This is a genomic window from Leisingera sp. MMG026 (genome assembly GCF_021654205.1).
GTDB lineage: Bacteria > Pseudomonadota > Alphaproteobacteria > Rhodobacterales > Rhodobacteraceae > Leisingera.
This window is the reverse complement of sequence record NZ_JAKFZM010000010.1, coordinates 51,987-67,704: the sequence shown is the minus strand read 5'-3', so window position 1 is coordinate 67,704 and position 15,718 is coordinate 51,987. Positions and strand designations below refer to the sequence as shown.

14 protein-coding genes are annotated in these 15,718 nt (G+C 62.0%); 11 read left to right on the top strand and 3 right to left on the bottom strand.

The genetic code is table 11. The features are described from left to right. Together L1069_RS07315 and rbfA are read right to left on the bottom strand one after the other, a co-directional pair. Positions 1-750, bottom strand: coding sequence for a phosphodiester glycosidase family protein (locus L1069_RS07315; RefSeq protein WP_237455227.1), 750 nt, complete (start codon positions 748-750; stop codon positions 1-3). Beyond that, the gene (gene rbfA / locus L1069_RS07310; protein WP_129369210.1) at positions 747-1,142 is read right to left on the bottom strand and encodes a 30S ribosome-binding factor RbfA; all 396 of its coding nucleotides are present in this window, start codon (positions 1,140-1,142) and stop codon (positions 747-749) included. The genes L1069_RS07315 and rbfA overlap by 4 nt, the downstream gene beginning before the upstream one ends. A 95-nt stretch (positions 1,143-1,237) precedes the next feature. Here rbfA and dapB point away from each other — a divergent pair, with 95 nt between their 5' ends. Continuing rightward, positions 1,238-2,047 (top strand): 4-hydroxy-tetrahydrodipicolinate reductase, encoded by an 810-nt coding sequence (dapB, locus tag L1069_RS07305; protein WP_237455226.1) that lies wholly within the window; start codon positions 1,238-1,240, stop codon positions 2,045-2,047. A 168-nt stretch (positions 2,048-2,215) separates the two neighbouring features. Here the strand turns inward: dapB and L1069_RS07300 are convergent, their stop codons facing one another. Next, positions 2,216-2,407, bottom strand: a complete 192-nt coding sequence (locus L1069_RS07300; protein WP_129369212.1) for a DUF1674 domain-containing protein — start codon at positions 2,405-2,407, stop codon at positions 2,216-2,218. A 77-nt stretch (positions 2,408-2,484) separates the two neighbouring features. Between L1069_RS07300 and L1069_RS07295 the strand changes: the two genes are divergently transcribed. From L1069_RS07295 to L1069_RS07250, 10 genes are all read left to right on the top strand, one after another. Next, positions 2,485-3,747 carry an RsmB/NOP family class I SAM-dependent RNA methyltransferase gene (locus tag L1069_RS07295; protein ID WP_237455225.1) on the top strand — a complete coding sequence of 421 codons (1,263 nt, stop codon included), beginning with the start codon at positions 2,485-2,487 and terminating at the stop codon, positions 3,745-3,747. Positions 3,748-3,847: 100 nt separating this feature from the next. Then, complete coding sequence (locus L1069_RS07290) at positions 3,848-5,590, top strand: heparinase II/III family protein (RefSeq protein WP_237455224.1); 1,743 nt, start codon at positions 3,848-3,850, stop codon at positions 5,588-5,590. A gap of 24 nt (positions 5,591-5,614) precedes the next feature. Beyond that, a complete protein-coding gene (purH, locus tag L1069_RS07285) occupies positions 5,615-7,204 on the top strand; it encodes a bifunctional phosphoribosylaminoimidazolecarboxamide formyltransferase/IMP cyclohydrolase (protein WP_237455223.1) in 1,590 nt (529 codons plus the stop codon). A gap of 17 nt (positions 7,205-7,221) precedes the next feature. Continuing rightward, on the top strand, positions 7,222-7,704 hold the full coding sequence (gene lspA / locus L1069_RS07280) for a signal peptidase II (protein ID WP_237455222.1): 483 nt from the start codon (positions 7,222-7,224) through the stop codon (positions 7,702-7,704). A gap of 55 nt (positions 7,705-7,759) precedes the next feature. Continuing rightward, positions 7,760-8,281 (top strand): DUF3035 domain-containing protein, encoded by a 522-nt coding sequence (locus L1069_RS07275; protein WP_129369217.1) that lies wholly within the window; start codon positions 7,760-7,762, stop codon positions 8,279-8,281. Positions 8,282-8,446: 165 nt separating this feature from the next. Beyond that, complete coding sequence (locus L1069_RS07270; protein WP_237455221.1) at positions 8,447-9,790, top strand: pitrilysin family protein; 1,344 nt, start codon at positions 8,447-8,449, stop codon at positions 9,788-9,790. Then, positions 9,787-11,106 carry a pitrilysin family protein gene (locus L1069_RS07265; protein ID WP_237455220.1) on the top strand — a complete coding sequence of 440 codons (1,320 nt, stop codon included), beginning with the start codon at positions 9,787-9,789 and terminating at the stop codon, positions 11,104-11,106. Before L1069_RS07270 ends, L1069_RS07265 begins: the two co-directional genes overlap by 4 nt. 245 nt (positions 11,107-11,351) lie before the next feature. Next, the gene (pnp, locus tag L1069_RS07260; protein WP_129369220.1) at positions 11,352-13,496 is read left to right on the top strand and encodes a polyribonucleotide nucleotidyltransferase; all 2,145 of its coding nucleotides are present in this window, start codon (positions 11,352-11,354) and stop codon (positions 13,494-13,496) included. A 76-nt stretch (positions 13,497-13,572) separates the two neighbouring features. After that, the gene (locus tag L1069_RS07255) at positions 13,573-14,457 is read left to right on the top strand and encodes a glycosyltransferase family 2 protein (RefSeq protein WP_237455219.1); all 885 of its coding nucleotides are present in this window, start codon (positions 13,573-13,575) and stop codon (positions 14,455-14,457) included. A gap of 41 nt (positions 14,458-14,498) precedes the next feature. Continuing rightward, positions 14,499-15,668, top strand: coding sequence for a rhamnan synthesis F family protein (locus L1069_RS07250; RefSeq protein WP_237455218.1), 1,170 nt, complete (start codon positions 14,499-14,501; stop codon positions 15,666-15,668). Positions 15,669-15,718: the final 50 nt, after the last annotated feature.

The window sequence follows — 15,718 nt, the reverse complement described above, 5'->3', positions numbered from 1 at the left end:
CTATTCGCCGGCCGGGGCGTCCTCGACCACGCCCACAACAGGCCCCATCATGAATCCCGCATCGCTGCGGCCCAGCTCAGGCGCATGCAGGCGCGAGATATTGCCGTCGAAATACAGCGCGTTTGGCAGTTTCAGGTAATCCCGGAACAGGCTGCCGAACTGGTGAAACGTCACCGCATTGCGCGAGATGGCAAAGACCACACGATGGCCATCGGCTGAGGTGCCGACCCCGTTCCTCACATAATAACTGTCCGAATCGGGCAGGAACCGCGGATGCAGTTCTCCATTGATCACCAGCATCGGCCCGGATTGGGTGGCATAGGCGCAGGCGGGGGCGGCTTTGCCGAAAGCAAAGGTTTCGAAAACATCAGCCCGGCCTTCGCGGATGCAGAAGACGCCATTGGGAAGCAGGCCGAAGTTGCCAGGGCCTGCATTGGTGACCAGCCGCATTTCCTCGGCGCCGTCTTCAACATAGAGACCCACGGGCGAGCGGTCGCTGTGATACATCCCGGCATTGGTGGCAAATACCAGCGCTTTGCCGTCTTCCGCCAACGCCGTGTCCAGCGTGGAGAAATGCCCGTAGACTTGCCCCTCGCCATCGCGCAGGAACAGCCGCAGCTGCTCCCGTGATGCATCCACCTCGCAGATCGAATACCGGTTGCCCTCGTAGGCCGCATCGCTGCATTCCACCGCGCTTGCGGCCGGGGCGGCCCAGAGCGCGGCCAGCAGCAAGGCGGCCTTGCGGATCACTCTTCCGTGTCGCGGCGCACCGCGTCCTGGGACAGCATCCGGCGGGTCTCGTCCATCTGATCAAAGGTTTCATCCAGCCGGAAGCGCAGATCCGGGGCGAACTTCAGTCCCAGCTTCTTGCCGACCGCGCGGCGCAGTTCACCCTTGTTCCGGGCGAGGAGCTTCAGCACATCCTCCTGCCCTTTGCCGCCCAAAGGCAGCACAAAGGCAGTGGCGATTTTCAGATCCGGCGAGGTGCGCACCTCGCCTACGGTGATCGACATGCGGTTCAGGTCCGGATCATGCACATCTCCGCGCGCCAGCACCTCGGAGAGAGAGCGGCGGATCAGTTCGCCGACGCGAAGCTGGCGCTGGGAAGGGCCGGGGCCATCTTGGAATTTGTTCTTTGCCATGTTTCCGATCTATGCCGGATTGCGGGCTTTGCCAAGCGCTGCCCGGCAATGTAGGACAAATCCAGCTTGAACCAGTTTGAAAAAGGAATGGGCCAATGACCCGCAAACCAGGGATCGTGATTACCGGCGCATCAGGCCGCATGGGGCAGATGCTGATCAAGACGGTGCTGGAAAGCGATAAGGCCACGCTGACCGGCGCGGTGGAGCGTGAAGGGCATGCTTGGGTCGGCCGCGATGCGGGCGAAGCAATGGGCGGGGCGCCCGTTGGCGTCACCGTCACGTCGGATGCGCTGGAGGCTTTTTCCAAAGCGCAAGCGGTGATTGATTTCACATCGCCGGAAGCGACGTTGAATTTTTCCAAACTGGCAGCCCAAGCGCGCGCGGTGCATGTGATCGGCACCACCGGCATGACGGATGCGCAGATCGCCCAGCTGGAGCCGGCCTCCCGGCACGCAGTGATCGTGCGCGCCGGCAACATGAGCCTTGGTGTGAACCTGCTGGTGCAGCTGACCAAGAAGGTCGCCGCGGCGCTGGACGAGGATTTCGACATCGAAGTGATCGAGGCGCATCACCGCCACAAGGTCGATGCTCCGTCTGGCACTGCATTGATGCTGGGCGAAGCCGCAGCCGAAGGCCGCGGCGTTCATCTGTCGGATGTGCGCGATTCCGGACGTGATGGCATCACCGGCGCCCGCAAGCGCGGCGACATTGGATTCGCCGCCATCCGCGGCGGCGACATCGTGGGCGAGCATGACGTGCTGTTTGCCGCCGCTGGCGAACGTATCGTGCTGCGCCATATGGCCACCGACCGAGCCATTTTTGCCCGCGGCGCGCTGAAGGCTGCGCTTTGGGGCCAGGACAAGGGGGCGGGACAGTATGATATGGTGGATGTGCTGGGGCTCTGAGGTCTGAAATGCGGCCCTGGGGGCCGCCCCTCGCCTCTCGGCGGCAAAGCCGCCTGCCGGCAGCGGGACGTGAGTATTTTTGAAAAGATGTAGGTCATTCACCTTTGGGAAAATACTCTGGGGGTGAGCAGGCAGCGCCTGCGAGGGGGCAAAGCCCCCGGCCGCGGCTCAAAAATCGACTGCGATGCCTTTTTTCTCCCAATCGCCAAAGCGGGCTGGATCGGGTCCATCGCGTCCGCCCAGCTCCTTGGGGCGCGGGTCCTGCGCCTCGGCTGCCTTGCGGCGCTCTTCGGCTTCGGCCAATGCGCGCAGGGCGGCGGGAGGCAGGCCATTTGTACCAAGTGGAGTATCGTCGCTCATCGCGGGTTCCTTTATGCTTGGCCCATGATATACGCCCCTGTCCCGCGCAAACAAGCCGCGCCCTGAGGAGTTGCCAGATGTCAGACGCCAATCACGCCCGCCGCACCGCGGTATACCTGCTGGATCAGGTTCTGGGAGAGGGGCGGCTGCTGGCGGAATGTTTTGCCGCAGGTACACTGGAGAAGCTGGCGCCGGAAGACCGGGCACGGGCGCAGCGGCTGGCTGGGGAAACCCTGCGCAACCTGGAACGCGCTGACCGGGTGCTGAAGAAGCATTTGAAGAAAACACCGCCAATAACCGTGCTGAATGCGTTGCGGCTGGGAACGGTGGAATTGTGTTCGGGCGGCGCGGCGCACGGTGTTGTGAATGCTATGGTGGCCATCGTCTCCAAGCTCCGGCGGCATGGGCAGCTCAAAGGGCTGGTCAATGCAGTATTGCGCAAGGTGGCAGAGGACGGTCCGGCGGAATGGGCCAAACTGCGTGTGCCGCGCCTGCCGAACTGGTTGCGCAAACCATTGGTGCAGGCCTGGGGGGCGGAGGCGATGCTGGGTATGGAGGCCGCGCATTTCGCCGGTGCCGCGCTGGATGTAACGGCTAAACCCAATTCGGACTTGAGCGCTTTGTGCGGGGAAATCTTGCCCACCGGTTCTGTGCGGATCGCCAATGCCGGACAGGTATCGGCGCTTTCGGGATATGAGACCGGCGACTGGTGGATCCAGGATGCCGCCGCCGCGTTGCCCGCCCGCATTCTGAATGTTCGCCCAGGTGAGCAGGTGCTGGAACTTTGCGCGGCGCCGGGCGGTAAAACCATGCAGATGGCAGCCGCGGGTGCCAAGGTGACCGCAGTGGATGTCTCCCAAAACCGCATGTCCAGGCTCCAGGAAAACCTGACCCGCACTGGACTGCAAGCGGAGCTGGTTGTGGGCGATGCATTGGAACAGCAGGGCCAGTTCGATGCCGTGCTGCTGGATGCCCCCTGTTCGGCCACCGGCACAATCCGCCGCCACCCGGATCTTCCGCAGGCCAAAGATGGCAGTGACTTTGGCGCCCTGATCGAATTGCAGGCGCAGATGCTGGCCCACGCCTGGACCCTGGTGAAACCTGGCGGGCGGCTGATGTTCTGCACTTGCTCCCTGCTGCCGGATGAGGGCGAATGCCAGGTGGAGGAAGCGCTGGACATGTTCCCGGAGATGTCAGTCGACCGCGAAGGATTGCAGGTGCCCGGCGTGGTTCCGGACTGGATCAGCGAAGAGGGCGGCTTGCGCTTGCGCCCCGACTACTGGCCGGAACGCGGTGGCATGGATGGGTTCTATTTGGCCCTTTTGCGCAAATCCGCGTGACCCTGGTGCGTCCCCGGTTTTCGCCGGTGACTTGAACCGCCCCTCGCGTTATGCTCGCGCCAAAACGCCCTGGCAAAATCCGGCGTGAGGCAAAAAGAGCATGTCCACTTTTGACAGAATGGCCGGCCGCGGCACCCGGCTGCTGAACAGCTATTACGCTTGGCGGGCGCGCAGCCAGCCGGCTGCTACCGGCTTTGTCTCGCAGCCCGAGCCGCGCACCATCGGCAGCTTTGCCCGTGGCCGTCAGCTGGTGGCTGGCAACCTGCTGTTTGCTGGGTACCTGGTCGAATCGCCTGACACCGGATTGTGGGAGGTTGCCGCCCCGGATGCAGCTTTCGATGCGGAGCGGCACGGTTTTTCCTGGCTCGACGACTTGGCGGCGGTCGGGGATTTCAAGGCCCGCGCCAAAGCGCAGAAATGGGTCTGGGGCTGGATCCAGCAGCACGGACGCAGCGGCGGGCTGGCCTGGCTGCCCGATCTGACCGGGCGGCGGGTGATCCGCTGGATCAACCACGCGCTGTTCCTGCTGAGCGGCAAGGAAAAAGACGAGACCGAAGCCTTTTATCATTCGCTGTCGCAACAGACCTGGTTCCTGGCACAGCGCTGGCAGGGGGCTGCGCCGGGCTTGCCCCGGTTCGAGGCATTATGCGGCTTGATCTATGCGGGTCTTGCCCTGCAGGGACGCGAAGAGCTGGCCGACCCGGCGGTCCGCGCGTTGGCGGCAGAATGCGAGGCGCAGATTGATGACCAGGGCGGGTTGCCGACTCGCAACCCAGAAGAGCTGTTGGAGGTTTTCACCCTGCTGACCTGGGCCGCGGCTGCCCTGCATGAAGCCGGGCGCACAGTGCCGCCTGCGCAAATCAATGCGATTGAGCGGATCGCCCCCACTTTGCGCACCTTGCGCCACAGTGATGGCGGGCTGGCACGGTTCCATGGCGGCGGCCGCGGATTGGAGGGGCGGCTGGACCATGCCCTTGCGGCCAGTCATGTGGCTGACCGCCATGCGGATGGGCTGGCAATGGGGTTTGCCCGGCTGTCTGCGCGGCGGACCTCGGTACTTGTCGATGCCTCGGCGCCGCCCAAGGGCAAGGCGTCGAACTATGGCCATGCCTCGACCCTGGCGTTTGAGCTGACATCAGGGCGGCGGCCTCTGATTGTGAATTGCGGATCGGGTGAAACTTTTGGCGTCGAATGGCGCCGGGCCGGGCGTGCCACGCCCTCGCATTCCACGCTGTGCATCGAGGGGCACTCCAGCGCCCGGCTGGCCGCGCCGCACAAGACCACTGGCCATGAGGAATTGATCGAAGCCCCTGATGAGGTGCCGCTGGAGGTCAGCGACCTGGCGGATGGCTGCCGTTTTCAGGGCGGGCACAATGGCTATACTTCTCATTTCGGGCTGACCCATGCGCGGACCCTGGATTTGTCGTTTGACGGGCGGGCGCTGAGCGGCGAAGACATGCTGGTGGCGCTGGACGATACTGCCAAGCGCCAGTTCACCAAGGTGCGGGATACCAGCGCTGAAGGCGGCGTCGGCTTTGACTTCCGCCTGCATTTGCACCCTGAGGTGGACGCGGCCCTTGACTTGGGCGGCGCCGCGGTATCCATGGCGCTCAAGAGCGGGGAAATCTGGGTGTTCCGCCATGACGGAACCTGCCGGCTGCGGCTGGAGCCGAGCGTTTTCCTGGAAAAGACCCGCTTAAAGCCGCGTGCGGCAAAGCAGATCGTTTTATCCGGACGCGCGATGGAGTATGCGACGCGTATCCGGTGGACGCTCAGCAAAGCGCAGGAGACTGCCATTGCCGTGCGAGACCTGAACCGGGACGAACCCGAGACGTTTGACTGAGCCTTTGAAAAGGACCGCCCTGCCATGACCGACCTTCACCCCGTACGCCGTGCGCTGCTTTCCGTATCCGACAAGACCGGCCTGATCGAGCTGGGCAAGGCGCTGTCTGCGCGCGGTGTTGAGCTGCTGTCCACCGGCGGCTCTGCCAAGGCGCTGCGTGAAGCCGGCCTAACGGTCAAGGATGTCTCGGAAGTGACCGGTTTTCCGGAAATGATGGACGGACGCGTAAAGACCCTGCACCCGATGGTGCATGGCGGCCTGCTGGCGCTGCGCGACAATGATACTCATGTTGCTGCAATGAACGAACATGGCATCGGTGCCATCGACCTGCTGGTGGTGAACCTCTACCCGTTTGAAGCGGCCCTGGCGCGCGGTGCCGGTTATGACGAGATGATCGAAAACATCGACATCGGCGGCCCGGCGATGATCCGTGCGGCCTCCAAGAACCACCTGTTCGTGAACGTGGTGACCGATGTGCAGGACTATGAGGCGCTGCTGGCAGAGCTGGACCGGAACGACGGTCAGACGTCTTATGCTTTCCGCCAGCGCCTGTCGCAGACTGCTTATGCCCGTACCGCAGCCTATGATGCTGCCGTGTCGAATTGGATGGCAACCGCGATTGAAGAGAAAACCCCGCGCCGCCGTGCCTTTGCGGGCGAGCTGAAGCAAACCTTGCGTTATGGCGAAAACAGCCACCAGGAGGCGGCTTTTTATACCGATGGCAGCAACCGCCCCGGTGTGGCCACCGCGGTGCAGCTGCAGGGCAAAGAACTGAGCTATAATAACATCAACGACACCGACGCGGCCTATGAGCTGGTGGCGGAATTCGATCCTGCCGACAGCGCCGCTGTCGCGATCATCAAACACGCCAACCCCTGCGGCGTGGCCAAGGGCGCGACCCTGGCTGAGGCCTATCAGAAGGCGTTTGACTGCGACCGCACCTCCGCATTTGGCGGCATTGTCGCGCTGAACCAGCCGCTGGACGCCGAAACCGCCGCCAAGATCACCGAGATTTTCACCGAAGTAGTTATCGCGCCCGGTGCTTCGGAGGAGGCTAAGGCGGTCTTCGCCGCCAAAAAGAACCTGCGCCTGCTGCTGACGGATGGTCTGCCCGAGCCGCGCAAAGCCATCACCACCTACAAACAGGTGGCCGGAGGCATGCTGGTACAGGACAAGGACGTGGGCTACGTCGGCATGGAGGACTTGAAGGTGGTGACCGAAAAGGCTCCGTCTGATGCCCAGATGCAGGACATGCTGTTTGCCTGGAAAGTCGCCAAACACGTCAAATCCAACGCCATCGTCTATGTGAAGGACAGCGCCACCGTTGGCGTCGGCGCCGGCCAGATGAGCCGCTTGGACAGCGCCAATGTGGCTGCGGCCAAGGCCGGCCGCATGGCCGCCGAACTGGGTCTGGAAGAAAGCCTCGCCAAGGGCTGCGCAGTCGCTTCGGATGCGTTTTTCCCCTTTGCGGACGGGTTGCTGGAAGCTGCAGCTGCAGGCGGCGCCTGCGTCATTCAGCCGGGCGGCTCGATGCGTGACGACGAGGTGATCAAGGCGGCCAACGAGGCGGGCCTGGCCATGGTCTTCACCGGCATGCGCCACTTCCGCCACTAAGCAGGCAGAGCTAAGACATGGCAGCACGTTGGATGATCTGGGGCGCCGGCCTTTCGTTTCTGGCGGATCAGGCAAGTAAATACCTGGTGATCCACTGGATGGGGCTGGACCAGCGCCACCGGATCGACGTGCTGCCGCCGTTTCTGAACTTCCGCTACGGCGAGAATACCGGCATCAACTTCGGTCTGTTCGGCGGCGGAGACGAGGCGTCGCGCTGGATGCTGATCGGGATGTCACTGGCGATCTGCCTGGCTCTTGTGATCTGGATCGCACGCTCACAGAAGGCGGCGCGGGGCATGCAGCTCTCGGCCGGGCTGGTGATCGGCGGCGCGCTGGGCAATGTCGCGGACCGGCTGCTGTACGGATACGTGTTGGATTTCCTGAACACATCGTGCTGCGGCATCCAGAACCCGTTTGTGTTCAATGTTGCCGATATCTTCATCTTTGCAGGCGCAGCGGGGCTGATTTTCTTTGACGGGCGGCGCAAAAAGCCTGCGTAGACCTCGCTGGGCAATTGCGCTAAAAGCGCTGAGAAACAGGCAGGAGTTTGGGGTAATGCGGATCCCGTTCGGAGTGATCGTTCTGGCAGGCGCACTGGCTGTGGCCGGTTGCGGGCAAAAGGGGCTGCGCCTCATCCAGAAGCCCGGCACCGGCCCGGATGAATTCCTGGTTCTGCCCTCCAAACCGCTAAGCACGCCGGAAAGCTACAGCAGTCTGCCGGCCCCTACACCCGGCGGCGCCAATTTGACGGATCCCAATCCGCAAGCCGAAGCGGTTGCTGCCCTGGGCGGCAAACCCGGCGCATTGGTTCCTGGCAGCGGTATTCCCTCCAGCGATGCGGCCCTGGTGACAGCGTCCAGCCGCTATGGTGTGGAACCGGGCGTGCGCGAAACGGTCGCCGAAGAGGACGCCAAATTCCGCCACCGCAACCGCCGTGTGGGCCGGATCAAACTGCTGCCGGTCGATCGCTACGAGCAGCTTTACAAAAAACAGACGCTGGACCCGCATGCCGCCAACGAACAATTCCGCCGTGCCGGGGCTGCTACCCCATCCGCACCGCCGGTTGACGGTTTCTGATCCTCACTTTTCTGCCAGCCAGTCTTGTAAGACGCCAGCAGCAGCGTAGGTTGACAGCAGTCTTTCTGCTGGCAATGGGTGGCGAATTGTGGCTGCATTGAACAAAAGAGCAGTAACCGCACGGTGCCAGGCAAGGGCAAACGTGCAGAAATTGGAGGATGCCAGATGATCCAAAGGATCACATTGGCCGCCGCAGCGCTGACTGCTGCCCTGACTGGCCCGCTATGGGCCGAAGATGAGGCGGTGACCGCGTTCACCCTGGACAACGGCATGGAAGTGGTGGTGCTTGAAGACCATCGCGCGCCGGTGGTGCAGCAGATGGTCTGGTACCGGGCCGGCTCCGCGGATGAGCCGCCGGGCCAGTCCGGAGTTGCCCACTTCCTGGAGCATTTGCTGTTCAAGGGCACGGATAAACTGGCACCGGGGGAGCTGTCGGCGACCGTGCGGGCCAATGGCGGCCAGGACAATGCCTTTACCAGCTATGATTACACCGCCTATTTCCAGCGCGTCGCCGCCGACAGGCTGGAGCTGATGATGCAGATGGAAAGCGACCGGATGTCCAATCTGCGGCTCAGCGAAGAGGATATCGCCACCGAGCGCGAGGTCATCCTGGAAGAGCGCAACCAGCGCACCGACAACGACCCGGTGGCCCTGTTTCGCGAACAGCTGCAGGCGGTGCAATATCTGAATCACCGTTACGGCCAGCCGGTGATCGGCTGGCGCCACGAGATGGAAAGCCTGGATATTGAGGACGCGCTGTCCTTTTACCGCACCTATTACGCACCCAATAACGCTATCCTGGTGGTCTCCGGCGATGTGAAGCCGCAAGATGTAAAGGCGCTGGCCGAGCAGTATTATGGTGCGATCCCAGCCAACCCGGACTTGCCGGAGCGCTTCCGCAGCCAGGAGCCGCCTCAGACGGCAGCCCGCCGCATCACCTATCAGGATCCGCGCGTCGCCCAGCCCTATGTGCAACGCTCCTATCTGGCGCCGGAACGCGACAGCGGCGCCCAGCAGAAAGCTGCTGCGCTTTATCTGCTGGCTGAACTCTTGGGCGGCGGCAGCACTTCCTATCTGGCCAATGCGCTGCAGTTCGACCAGCAGGTCGCCGTCTACTCCGGTGCCTTTTATTCGGGCAGCTCGCTGGATGATACGTCCTTCACCTTTCTTGTGGTTCCGGCTGAGGGCATCAGCATGGATCAGGCCGAGGAGGCGTTGGATGCCACTATTGCCCGCTTTCTGGAAGCAGGAGTGGACGAAGCCCAGTTGGAGCGCATCAAGCTGCAGCTGCGCGCCGCCGAAATCTATGACCGCGACAACGTGAACGGAATTGCCAACCGCTATGGCCAGGCGCTCAGCATTGGGCTTACAGTGCAGGATGTGCAGGATTGGCCGAAGATCCTGCAATCGGTCACCGCGGATGAGATCATCGCCGCCGCCAATGAGGTTCTGCGGCCTGAAACGTCAGTCACCGGTTGGATGACGCGCGGCCAGGAGGTAACCCAATGACCTTGCTGAAACTAATCGCCGCGTCCTTGGTGGCCTGCTGCATGGCACTGCCCGCATGGGCCGGAGTCAAGATCGAGGAAGTCACCTCTCCCGGCGGTATCACCGCCTGGCTGGTCGAGGACCATGCGATTCCCTTCTCCGCTCTTGAGCTGCGCTTTCGCGGCGGCACCTCATTGGATGCCCCCGGGAAACGCGGGGCGGTGCACCTGATGACTGGATTGCTTGAGGAAGGCTCCGGTGATCTGCGGGCACAGGATTACGCACGCGCCCTGGAATCTTTGGCGGCTGAGTTTTCCTATGATGCTGACAAGGATTCAGTCTCCATTTCCGCCCGCTTCCTAACTGAAAACCGACAGGATGCAGTGGACCTTTTGCGCCAGACCCTGTTCGAGCCGCGGTTTGACCAGGATGCGTTGGACCGGGTCCGGGCCCAGGTGCTGGCGGGTTTGCGTTCTGATGCCAAAAATCCGAACACAATCGCGGGCGAGGCCTTCTCCCGGATGGCCTTTGGCGACCACCCTTACGCCAGCGACGGCAAGGGAACGCAGGAGACCGTTTCCGCACTTGGCCGGCAGGATATTTTTGACGCCTATGAGGCGGTTTTTGCCCGGGACAGGCTGTACGTCAGTGCAGTGGGCGATATCACCGCCGAGGAGCTCGGCGTGCTCCTGGATGAGCTGCTGAGCGCTTTGCCGGCGGAGGGCGACCCGATTCCGGGCCCGGCTGAGGTTACTATCGCGGGCGGTGTCACTGTTGTGGATTTCGACACCCCGCAATCTGTGGCGCTGTTCGGCCAAAAGGGGATCAAGCGCGAGGATCCGGATTTCTTCACCGCCTATGTGATGAACCAGATCCTGGGGGGCGGTTCCTTTGAAACCCGGCTGATGACCGAGGTGCGGGAAAAGCGCGGTCTGACCTATGGGGTTTACTCCTATCTGGTGCCGCGTGATCTGGCGGCAGTCTATATGGGGTCGGTGGCGTCGGCCAACGGCAAGATGGCCGAAGCGGTCGAGGTGATCCGCGATGAATGGCGCCGGATGGCCGAACAAGGTGTGACAGAGAAAGAGCTGAAGGATGCGCAGACCTATCTGACTGGCGCCTATCCGCTGCGCTTTGACGGCAATGGCCGTATTGCCTCAATCCTTGCGGGTATGCAGATGGACCATTTGCCAATCAGCTATATGGAAACCCGCAACGACCGTATCAACGCGGTCACGCTGGAGGATGTGAACCGCTTTGCCGCGGAGTTCATGGATCCTGACGGTTTGCATTTTGCGATTGCCGGACGCCCTGATGGGCTGGAAACCACTAACTGACGGCTCTCCGGCGGGGCTGCGAGGCCCCGCCAAGGATCCCGCACAGCACACTGCTGCCCAGGGCGGCTGACGCTTGCCGCTTTCCCTTTCAATTTACCCCAAACTCATGTATGGGCGGGCTTGTCTGAGACGATGTGCCAGGCCCTGGCACGCGAAAGCAAGATAGAAGGGGCCGGCGGCAATGGGGCCGCCACGCAAACGGGAGACCCGGAGGGCCGGGAGTGCTCCCAATTAGGATACGCTAGATGTTTAACGTTTCGAAAAAATCGATGCAGTGGGGCGAAGAGACGCTTACACTGGAAACCGGCAAGGTTGCCCGCCAGGCTGATGGCTCTGTGATTGCCACGCTGGGCGAAACCTCGGTCATGGCCAACGTGACCTTTGCCCGTCAGCAGAAGCCCGGCCAGGACTTCTTCCCGCTGACCGTGCATTACCAGGAAAAATACTATGCTGCGGGCAAAGTGCCCGGCGGCTTCTTCAAGCGCGAAGCGCGCCCGACCGAAAAAGAAACCCTGACCGCGCGTCTGATCGACCGTCCGATCCGCCCGCTGTTCGTCCCCGGCTTCAAGAACGAAGTGCTGGTGATGTGCACCGTGCTGAGCCACGACCTGGTCAACGACCCGGACATGGTTGCAATGATCGCCGCCTCCGCTGCGCTGACCCTGTCGGGCGCACCGTTCATGGGTCCGATTGCCTGCGCCCGTGTTGGTTTTGAGGATGGCGAATACATCCTGAACCCGACCGTTGACGACATGCAGGACCTGCGCCTGAACCCCGAGCAGCGTCTGGATCTGGTTGTTGCCGGCACCAAAGACGCCGTGATGATGGTGGAATCGGAAGCATACGAGCTGTCCGAAGCAGAAATGCTGGGTGCGGTGAAATTTGCCCACGAGCAGATCCAGCCGGTCATCGACCTGATCATCTCGCTGGCCGAAGAAGCCGCGAAAGAGCCGTTCGACTTCCAGGCGCCGGATTACTCCGAGCTGTACGAAGCGGTCAAAGCTGCCGGCGAAACCGAAATGCGCGCTGCCTTTGCGATCAGCGACAAGCAGGAGCGCACCGCCGCTGTTGCCGCCGCCCGCGAAACCATCAAGGGTGCTCTGTCCGAAGAGCAGCTGGGCGATGCAAACCTGGGTTCCGCGTTGAAAAAGCTGGAGGCCGGCATTCTGCGCGGCGATGTTGTCAAAACCGGCAAGCGGATCGACGGACGTAAAACCGACGAGATCCGCGCGATTGAGTCCGAAACCGGCTTGCTGCCGCGGACCCATGGTTCGGCGCTGTTCACCCGTGGTGAAACCCAGGGTCTGGTTGTGACCACGCTGGGCACCGGCGACGACGAGCAGTTCATCGACGCGCTGCACGGCAACTTCAAGTCCAACTTCCTGCTGCATTACAACTTCCCTCCCTACTCGGTGGGTGAAGTTGGCCGTGTGGGCGGCCCCGGCCGCCGCGAAATCGGCCACGGCAAGCTGGCTTGGCGTGCGCTGCAGGCGGTTTTGCCTGCGGCAACCGACTTCCCCTACACCATCCGCCTGGTTTCCGAGATCACCGAATCGAACGGTTCGTCCTCGATGGCTTCGGTCTGCGGCGGTTCGCTGTCGATGATGGACGCAGGTGTGCCGTTGAAAGCACCGGTTGCCGGTGTTGCGATGGGCCTGATCCTGGAAGACGACGGCTCTTACGCGATCCTGTCCGACATCCTGGGTGACGAAGACCACCTGGGCGACATGGACTTCAAAGTGGCAGGCACCGAAAACGGTATCACCTCGCTGCAGATGGACATCAAGGTCGCAGGCATCACGCCCGAGATCATGGAGAAAGCCCTGGCCCAGGCCAAAGACGGCCGTATCCACATCCTCGGCGAGATGGCGAAAGCCCTGACCGAAGCGTCCGACTTCTCGGTCCACGCTCCGCGCATCGAGACCATGCAGATCCCGACCGACAAGATCCGTGAAGTGATCGGTTCCGGCGGCAAGGTGATCCGCGAGATCGTCGAAGTGTCCGGCGCCAAAGTCGACATCAACGACGATGGCATCATCAAGATCGCCAGCCCGAACGGCGAAGCCATCAAAAAGGCCTATGACATGATCTATTCGATCGTGGCAGAGCCGGAAGAAGGCCAAGTCTACACCGGTAAAGTTGTGAAGATCGTCGACTTCGGCGCCTTTGTGAACTTCTTCGGCAAGCGCGACGGCCTGGTGCATGTCTCCCAGATCGAAAACCGCCGCCTGAACCATCCTTCGGACGTTCTGAAGGAAGGCCAGGAAGTGAAGGTCAAGCTGCTGGGCTTTGATGACCGCGGCAAAGTCCGCCTGTCGATGAAAATCGTCGATCAGGAAACCGGCGAAGAAATCGCGCCGGAAAAGAAAGAAAAAGCAGAGCAGGACTGATCCCAGTCTGACTGCACATAAACAGCCCGGGGCGCGCGATCCGTGCCCCGGGTTTTCCATTTCTGCCGGGACGCTTATGGAACAGTCTTTGCCGCCCCGTGTGACCATCATAACGGTCACCTATAATTCTTCTGCCGTTGTTGAGGGCCTGTTGCGCTCCATTCCAGCTTCGGTGCCTTGCATTCTGGTCGATAACGCCTCCCGGGATGCAGAAGACACCGGCGCGCTGGCCGCAGCGCATGGCGCCCGGTTTATTGAGAACCCGGAAAACACCGGCTTTGGTCCGGCCTGCAATCAGGGGGCTGCACAGGCCGGCACTGAGTTTCTGTTCTTTGTGAACCCCGATGCCGAACTGTTCGAGGACACGCTGGAGCATCTGTTGGATGCCGCCGATGCACACCCCGAAGCATCCGCCTTTAATACCCGCATTGTCAAAGGTGACGGATCGCTGTTCTTCAAGCGCCGCAGCAAGCTGATTGCGAAATCGCTGTGGCTGGGGCGGGATGCCGCGCAACAGGACGGCGAGGTGCCGGTGCTTTCGGGCGGTGCCCTGCTGGTGCGTAAATCCGCCTTTGACCAGGTCGGTGGCTTTGACCCCAAAATATTCCTGTTCCACGAAGATGACGACCTCAGCCTGCGGCTGAAGGCGGAGTGCGGGCCGCTGCGTTATGTTTTCGCAGCGCAGGTCCGGCATCTGCTGGGCCATTCCACCGAACGCTCCGCCAAAACCGCAGCATTGAAAGCCTGGTACATGGGCCAGTCGCGCGTCTATGGTGCCCGCAAACACGGCTTGCCATTTGGTTTCCTGCGGGCCCTGGGGGAGGCGTCGCTGCAATTGGTCTCACCGCTGAACCTGCTTTCGGCGCGTAAACGGTCCAAGAACTGGTATTACTTCCGTGCGGTTCTCAGCAGTGCTGCCCAGCAATCCGCAGACCTCCCTCCGCCATGGCAGCAAGACTGACCGGGCTGGCCTTCCAACAGTTAAAGTTACAGGTTTCCCGCATGAGACGGTCCCCGCTTTGGAAAATCACCCGCGAGCTGAAACGCCCGTTGCAGCAAATCACTCAGCTGCCCAGCCGCCTCGGGTCGCTGCTGCTGGGGCGCTGGTATTACGACGCGTTCCTGGCCCGCAATATCCGCTGCACCGAAGGCGCCATTCCGGCCGGACCGCAGCCTGCGGTCTACTTGATTTTCCCCAGTCAGGGCCTGCAAGCGTCGCATTTCCTCGCGCTGCGATATCTGATCGACAGTGGCTACGCTCCGGTTGTGGTCTCCAACATCCCGCTTAGCGACGAAGACCGGCAGCGGCTGAGCGACGTCTGCTGGCTGTGCATCGAACGCCCGAATTTCGGATATGACTTTGGCGGCTACCGCGACGGGCTGCTGGCGGCGCGCGCGCGGCTGGAACAGATTGACCGGCTGGTGCTGCTGAATGATTCCTCCTGGTTTCCGCTGCCAGGGGCAGGCGACTGGCTGAAGGAAGCACAGGCGCTGGATGCGGACTTTGCGGCTGCCGCCTGCAACTATGGTCACCCGCGGGTGGATGCAGAAAATTTCCGCAGCATCAATTGGGGGTATTCCACAGCCGGCCGCAATTTCCAGTACTGCTCTTATGCGCTGATGCTTTCAGGGCGGTTGATGGAGGATCCGGGCTTCCTCAGGTTCTGGCAGCGCTTCCCGCTGACCAACAACAAGAAATTCATCGTCCGCCGCGGTGAAACCGGCCTCACCCAATGGGTGCTGGCACATGGGTTTTCGCATGGCGCCGTGCTGAAGACTGCAGATTTGGATCAGCGGCTGGCGCAGCTGCCACGGGAGGAGATCCGGCGTATCGCCAAGGAAACCGTCATCTTTGGCCGCCCCAGCCTGGCGGCGCTGAAGGCAAGGTTGCTGTCAGACGGCGCCCAGGCAGAGGATTACCTGGCTTTCATCCTGACAGCGGTCGCAACCCAAGGCGTCAGTTACACAATACCAGCTTATCTGCATGCCGAGGCAGGGTTCGCCTTCCTCAAGAAGTCGCCCTGCTGGCTGACTCGGGACGGGTCGGACATAACCCTGCGATTTGCTGCCGGACTGAAGGGCGAGGCTGGCCAAGCCATAGCGGCGGAGGCGCGGCAATTGCGTCAAAGCCGGGCACCGGATTTTCCATCGGCACCAGGCGGGCTTCAGTAAGAACACAAAAAACAAGCCGCTCGAAGGCGGCTTGTAATCACTGCGATGGC

Bases quoted from the DNA above. Each gene is read 5' to 3' on its own strand.
- L1069_RS07300 (WP_129369212.1), bottom strand. From the start codon at position 2,407: ATGAGCGACGATACTCCACTTGGTACAAATGGCCTGCCTCCCGCCGCC.
- lspA (WP_237455222.1), top strand. From the start codon at position 7,222: ATGGCAGCACGTTGGATGATCTGGGGCGCCGGCCTTTCGTTTCTGGCG.
- L1069_RS07255 (WP_237455219.1), top strand. From the start codon at position 13,573: ATGGAACAGTCTTTGCCGCCCCGTGTGACCATCATAACGGTCACCTAT.
- L1069_RS07295 (WP_237455225.1), top strand. From the start codon at position 2,485: ATGTCAGACGCCAATCACGCCCGCCGCACCGCGGTATACCTGCTGGAT.
- L1069_RS07290 (WP_237455224.1), top strand. From the start codon at position 3,848: ATGTCCACTTTTGACAGAATGGCCGGCCGCGGCACCCGGCTGCTGAAC.
- dapB (WP_237455226.1), top strand. From the start codon at position 1,238: ATGACCCGCAAACCAGGGATCGTGATTACCGGCGCATCAGGCCGCATG.
- L1069_RS07275 (WP_129369217.1), top strand. From the start codon at position 7,760: ATGCGGATCCCGTTCGGAGTGATCGTTCTGGCAGGCGCACTGGCTGTG.
- rbfA (WP_129369210.1), bottom strand. From the start codon at position 1,142: ATGGCAAAGAACAAATTCCAAGATGGCCCCGGCCCTTCCCAGCGCCAG.
- purH (WP_237455223.1), top strand. From the start codon at position 5,615: ATGACCGACCTTCACCCCGTACGCCGTGCGCTGCTTTCCGTATCCGAC.
- L1069_RS07250 (WP_237455218.1), top strand. From the start codon at position 14,499: ATGAGACGGTCCCCGCTTTGGAAAATCACCCGCGAGCTGAAACGCCCG.
- L1069_RS07270 (WP_237455221.1), top strand. From the start codon at position 8,447: ATGATCCAAAGGATCACATTGGCCGCCGCAGCGCTGACTGCTGCCCTG.
- L1069_RS07265 (WP_237455220.1), top strand. From the start codon at position 9,787: ATGACCTTGCTGAAACTAATCGCCGCGTCCTTGGTGGCCTGCTGCATG.
- pnp (WP_129369220.1), top strand. From the start codon at position 11,352: ATGTTTAACGTTTCGAAAAAATCGATGCAGTGGGGCGAAGAGACGCTT.